A 4,815-nucleotide genomic window follows, 5' to 3' on the forward strand; every position below is an offset into this window, starting at 1 on the left:
CCGGCTCGCGCGTGAACTGCTCGACCTGCTCGCGGCCGGCGAGCTCGATCTCGTCGTCGCGCCCGAACCGCAGCAGCAGGACGCCGGCCTCGACACCATCGCGCTGTTCGACGACCGGCTGACCGTGCTCGCCGATGCCGCCCACCCGCTGCAGCGCAAGCGCGGGCTCACGCTCGCGGACCTCGCCGATCAGGAGTGGTTGCTGCCGGAAGCGACGATTCCCGTGCGGCACCGGATCGACGACGCGTTCCGCGCACGCGGCTTGCCCGCGCCGCGCCTGCGCATCGAGACGGACTTCGGCAATACGTCGCTGCTGCAGCTGTTGCGCGGCACACCGCTGCTGTGTGTCGGCGGCATGGATGCCCTCGACCAGGTGACCGGCTTGCGCGCGCTCGACCTGCGGGCCGGCGAGCTCGACCTCGACCGCCGCATCGGCGCGATGCACCGGGCCGGCGCGTACGTGCCGCCGCTGGCGCAGCGGATGATCGCGCTACTGAGGGAAAGCGTGGGATAGGCGCGGGGACGCGCCGCGACCATCATCAGCGGGAGTGATGTCACTCCCCTTTTTCTGCGGATTTGACCGGGGGCACGGTGCCGACAACACTAGCCCGCAGTGCTGCACAGACGGCACGCGCCCGCCCCCCTTCAGAGTCCGCCATGTACCCGACCGACACCGTGCAATCCCCGAGCGCCGCCCGGCCGCTCGCCGACCGGCAACTGCGCCGGATCGTCATCGCCTCCGTCGCCGGCAACGCGATGGAGTGGTACGACTTTTTCGTGTACGGCACGGCCGCTGCGCTCGTGTTCGGCCACGTGTTCTTTCCGCCCGGCGCGTCGCCGCTGGCTGGCAGCCTTGCTGCTTTCGCGGCTTTCGCGCTGGGCTTCGTCGCGCGGCCGCTCGGCGGGATCGTGTTCGGCCACGTCGGCGATCGCTACGGACGCAAGGCGTCGCTCGTATGGACGCTGCTGATCATGGGTGCGTCGACCTTCGCGATCGGCCTGCTGCCGACCTATGCGCAGGTCGGCGTGTGGGCGCCGGCCGCGCTCGTCGTGCTGCGCCTGCTGCAGGGCGTCGCGTCCGGCGGCGAATGGGGCGGCGGCGTGCTGATGATCAGCGAGAACGCGCCGCCGGAACAACGCGGCTATTACGCCGCGTGGAGCCAGCTCGGCGTGGGCGGCGGCTTCGTGCTGTCGTCGGCCGCGTTTCTCGCCGCGCAGGCGCTGCCGGACGACGCGTTCCGCGCGTGGGGCTGGCGACTGCCGTTCCTCGCGAGCATCGTCATCTTCGCGATCGGCATCTATATCCGCCGCCACCTGCCGGAAAGCCGCGACTTCGAGCAGGCCGGCAAGCGCGGCGCACACACGCACCTGCCGATCGTCGAATGCCTCCGGCGCCATCCGAAGGAAATCCTGCTTGCGATGGGGCTGCGCGTGGCCGAGAACGGCGGTGCGTACATCTTCCTCGCGTTCTCGCTCGTCTACGGCAAATACGTCGGCATCCCGAACGGCGTGATGCTGACCGGCGTGATGATCGCGATGATCGTCGAGATGGGCGCGATGCTCGCGTGGGGTCGGCTGTCCGACCGGATCGGCCGCAAGCCCGTGTACCTGATCGGCGCGCTGAGCCTCGTCGCGTGCGCGTTCCCGTTCTTCTGGCTGCTCGACACGCGCGTGACGCCGCTCGTATGGCTCGCGCTCACGGTCGGCACCGCCGTGAGTCACGGCGCGATGATCGGCACGCTGCCCGCGCTCGTCGGCGAGCTGTTCAGCACCGAGGTGCGCTACTCGGGCGTCGCGCTCGGGCATGAAGTCGCGTCGATCTTCGCGGGCGGGATGTCGCCGCTGATCGCGACCGCGCTGCTCGCGCACTATCACGCGTCGTGGCCCGTCTCGCTGTTCCTCATTGCGCTCGGGCTCGTGACCGTCGCGACGCTGTGCGTGATGCGCGAGACGCGTGTCACGCCTGACGCCGGCACGCGCGGCGATACGACATGAGCACGCGGCCCGCGCCGGCCGCCACGTCCGTGCACTTGCCCGTGCCCTTGTCGGCGAGTGAGCGACACACCGGCTCGCGGTGCCACGTGCACGCTCTCGTGGCACCGCGAACCCGCTCGGCATCGACGCCCGGGCTACGCGTCCTGGTTGCGCCGCCCGCCGTCGAACACCGGCGCCAGCCCCAGGTGATCGAGCAGCCGCGCGAACTCGCCGAGCCGCTGCCGCATGTACGCGGGCACGTCCACGTTCGCATAGTCGTGGAAGCCCGCGCCCGTGCGTACGCCGTCGCGCCCGGTTTCCATGTTGCGCACGACGCTCGCGGCCGGCGCGAAGCGCGGGCCGATCTCGCCGGCCAGGTACTTCGACGCGTAGTACAGGATGTCGCAGCCGCCCCAGTCGATGAATTCGAGCAGCCCGAGCACCGCGAAGCGTGGGCCGAAGCCGGTGCGGATGGCCGTATCGATATCCTCCGCGCTCGCGACGCCTTCCTCGACCATCCGCGCAGCCTCGTTCATCGCGAGCGCCTGGATGCGCGGGACGATGTAGCCGGGCGCCGGCCCGCAGATCACCGGCTTCTTGCCGACGCGTTCGAGCAGCGCGGCGAGCGCATCGACCACCGACTGGTCGGTCGCGTCGCTGCGGCTGATCTCGACGAGCGGCATCAGCAATGCCGGGTTCAGCCAGTGCGCGTTCAGCATCCGTTCCGGGTGCGCGACATGGCGCTGCAATTCGGTGACGACGAACGTCGACGTGGTCGACGCAATCGTCGCGCTTGCATCGACGTGCTCGCCGAGCCAGCGCAATGCGTCGGCTTTTGCATCGAGCACTTCGGGCAGCGCCTCGAACACGACGTCTGCCTCGCGCACCGCTTCGGCCGCTCCGTCCCGCGCGACGATCGCAATGCGCGCGATTGCCGCACCGGCCTGCGCGGCATCGATGCGGCCGAGCGCGACCTGCGCGTGCAACGGCCTGGCGATCTCGTCGCGCGTACGATCGTCGAAGGCGCTTTGGCCGGCCGCATCGCGCCGCTTGAAGTCGATCAGCGTGACGTCGATCCCGGCAAAGGCGAACACGAGCGCGATCCCCTGCCCCATGCGCCCCGCGCCGAGCACGTGCACGCGCGTCACGTCGGCGGCCGCGCTCATGCTGAGACTCCCGCGACACCCGTGATTCCGTTGTCGAGCAACGCACGCATCGCGTCCTTCGACAGCGCCGCGATCCCGAGCCGCTCCAGCGTGCGGCCTTCCGCGTACAGGTCGCGCACGGCAACCGCGCTCGCGATGCTCAGCAGCCCCTGCGCAACCGGCGTCGGCACACCGGCCCAGCGCCCGCACGACACGATGAACGACAGCCCGAGCCGGGTGTCTTCGAGCATGTAGCGATGGGAACGCAGATCGATCTTCTCGCGCCAGTCGCCGCTATCGGTCAGTTTGCCGTGCGCGCCGCGCCCGTACATCCATTCGTCGCCGTCGGCCGCATAGTGATCCGCGAGCGGGAAATGCGGTGCGCGGTAGCCGAGCGCTTCGCGCACCGCGATGCGTTCGGCATCCAGCGCGTTCGTCACACGGCGGATCGCCGGCTGCGTGCCTTCGTTGTGGATGTCCCATGCGTCGAAGTGTTCGAGCGGCCCGGCGTTCATCAGGATCAGCGGCGGATGGATCACCGGGCCCGCGTTCATCAACGCACCGGACAACGCATCCTCGACCGGCTCGACCGCCGGATAACCCGCACGCAGCACGTCGAACGCCCAGCCGGCCGCATTCGCCGGCAACACGCCGGTCGGCAGACGCGTCGCGTACGCGCTGATCACGACGTCGTTGTCGCCATGCTTGCGCACCAGGTACGGCAGCGTGCCCGTCTCGGCGAACGCGACGCGCGAACGGTTGCCCGCATTGGCTGCCGCCTGCGCGAACACGACGCTGCCGAACGTGCCGGGCGGCAGGAACACGACCTGGCCGTCCTCCAGCAACGGCGCGACCTGCGCGGCGAGCGCGTCGTGCGACGTGGCCGGCAGCGGCACCACGACGAGTTGCGCACCGCGCAGCGCGGCCGCGAGCTCGCCGGTCAGGCGGATCGCACCCGGCGCATCGCCGAGCGGCACCGCGCGCTTGCCGCGATAGTCGGTCACGTTCAGCACGCCAAGCTCGCGCAGCCGCGCATGCGGCTCGCGATCGCGCCGCCACCACGTCACGTCATGGCCCTTCTCGAGCAGGTCGATCGCCGCCGCATGGCAGCCGTGGCCGCCGCCCAGAACACATACCTTCATCGTCTTCTCCCGGTGATTGAGTGTCTCCGAGACTACGCGGCCGCTCCCGCCGCGTCGCTTCAAAACGCGCAACGGCACGCCCGTTCGCGCAACGCAATCGCGGCGCTGCACATGTCGCCGCGCCCCCGCATCCGCTACGAGGTCCGTGAATGGATATCGCCCTGTCCCGCCATGCGCCGAACCGGCTCGGCACGCTGCACGCCCCCGACGAAGTCGAACGCGCGGTCGCGCACCGGCTCGGGCCGCACCGGATGGCTGCACGCGGCCTCGATCCGTTTCATGCGGAGCTGTACGAAGTGCCGCTGCATCACGGCGCACTGCTCGAACTCTGCTACGGCCGCGAAACCCGCATCGATTTCGGCGACGATGCCGAACACTTCCTGTTCAGGCTGACGCTCGCCGGCGCATGCGAGCTACAGGCCGGCAGCGTCGTCGCGCGCGCCGGCCCCGGCGAGCTGACCGTGTCGTCGCCCGCGCTCGCGAGCCGCCTGAGCACGAGCCCCGATTGCCGCAACCTCGTGCTGCGGCTCGAACGCGGCGCGCTCGAACGCAAG

Annotated in this window: 4 protein-coding genes and 1 pseudogene; 3 read left to right on the plus strand and 2 right to left on the minus strand. The window is 70.2% G+C overall.

Translation table 11 applies throughout. From position 1 onward, the window contains the following. Positions 1–514, plus strand: a 514-nt coding sequence (locus tag G3N99_RS34930) for a LysR substrate-binding domain-containing protein (protein WP_241012014.1), incomplete at its 5' end; no start/stop codon positions are given. A gap of 143 nt (positions 515–657) precedes the next feature. Further along, positions 658–1,995 carry an MFS transporter gene (locus tag G3N99_RS34935; RefSeq protein ID WP_206124647.1) on the plus strand — a complete coding sequence of 446 codons (1,338 nt, stop codon included), beginning with the start codon at positions 658–660 and terminating at the stop codon, positions 1,993–1,995. A gap of 134 nt (positions 1,996–2,129) precedes the next feature. On the opposite strand, the gene G3N99_RS34940 is transcribed toward G3N99_RS34935, so the two are convergent. Together G3N99_RS34940 and G3N99_RS34945 are read right to left on the minus strand one after the other, a co-directional pair. Beyond that, positions 2,130–3,140 carry a 3-hydroxybutyryl-CoA dehydrogenase gene (locus tag G3N99_RS34940; RefSeq protein ID WP_206124648.1) on the minus strand — a complete coding sequence of 337 codons (1,011 nt, stop codon included), beginning with the start codon at positions 3,138–3,140 and terminating at the stop codon, positions 2,130–2,132. Further along, positions 3,137–4,261: an NAD/NADP-dependent octopine/nopaline dehydrogenase family protein gene (locus tag G3N99_RS34945; RefSeq protein WP_206124649.1), complete on the minus strand. Its 1,125-nt coding sequence runs from the start codon at positions 4,259–4,261 to the stop codon at positions 3,137–3,139. Before G3N99_RS34945 ends, G3N99_RS34940 begins: the two co-directional genes overlap by 4 nt. 149 nt (positions 4,262–4,410) lie before the next feature. On the opposite strand from G3N99_RS34945, the pseudogene G3N99_RS34950 reads away from it, so the two are divergent. After that, positions 4,411–4,815, plus strand: a pseudogene (locus G3N99_RS34950) (AraC family transcriptional regulator); the annotation flags it as partial.

The sequence above is a fragment of the Burkholderia sp. Ac-20392 genome (assembly GCF_017104585.1).
Taxonomy (GTDB): domain Bacteria; phylum Pseudomonadota; class Gammaproteobacteria; order Burkholderiales; family Burkholderiaceae; genus Burkholderia; species Burkholderia lata.

Coding starts and splice junctions, on each gene's coding strand:
- G3N99_RS34940 (WP_206124648.1), bottom strand. CDS start 3,140: ATGAGCGCGGCCGCCGACGTGACGCGCGTGCACGTGCTCGGCGCGGGG.
- G3N99_RS34945 (WP_206124649.1), bottom strand. CDS start 4,261: ATGAAGGTATGTGTTCTGGGCGGCGGCCACGGCTGCCATGCGGCGGCG.
- G3N99_RS34935 (WP_206124647.1), top strand. CDS start 658: ATGTACCCGACCGACACCGTGCAATCCCCGAGCGCCGCCCGGCCGCTC.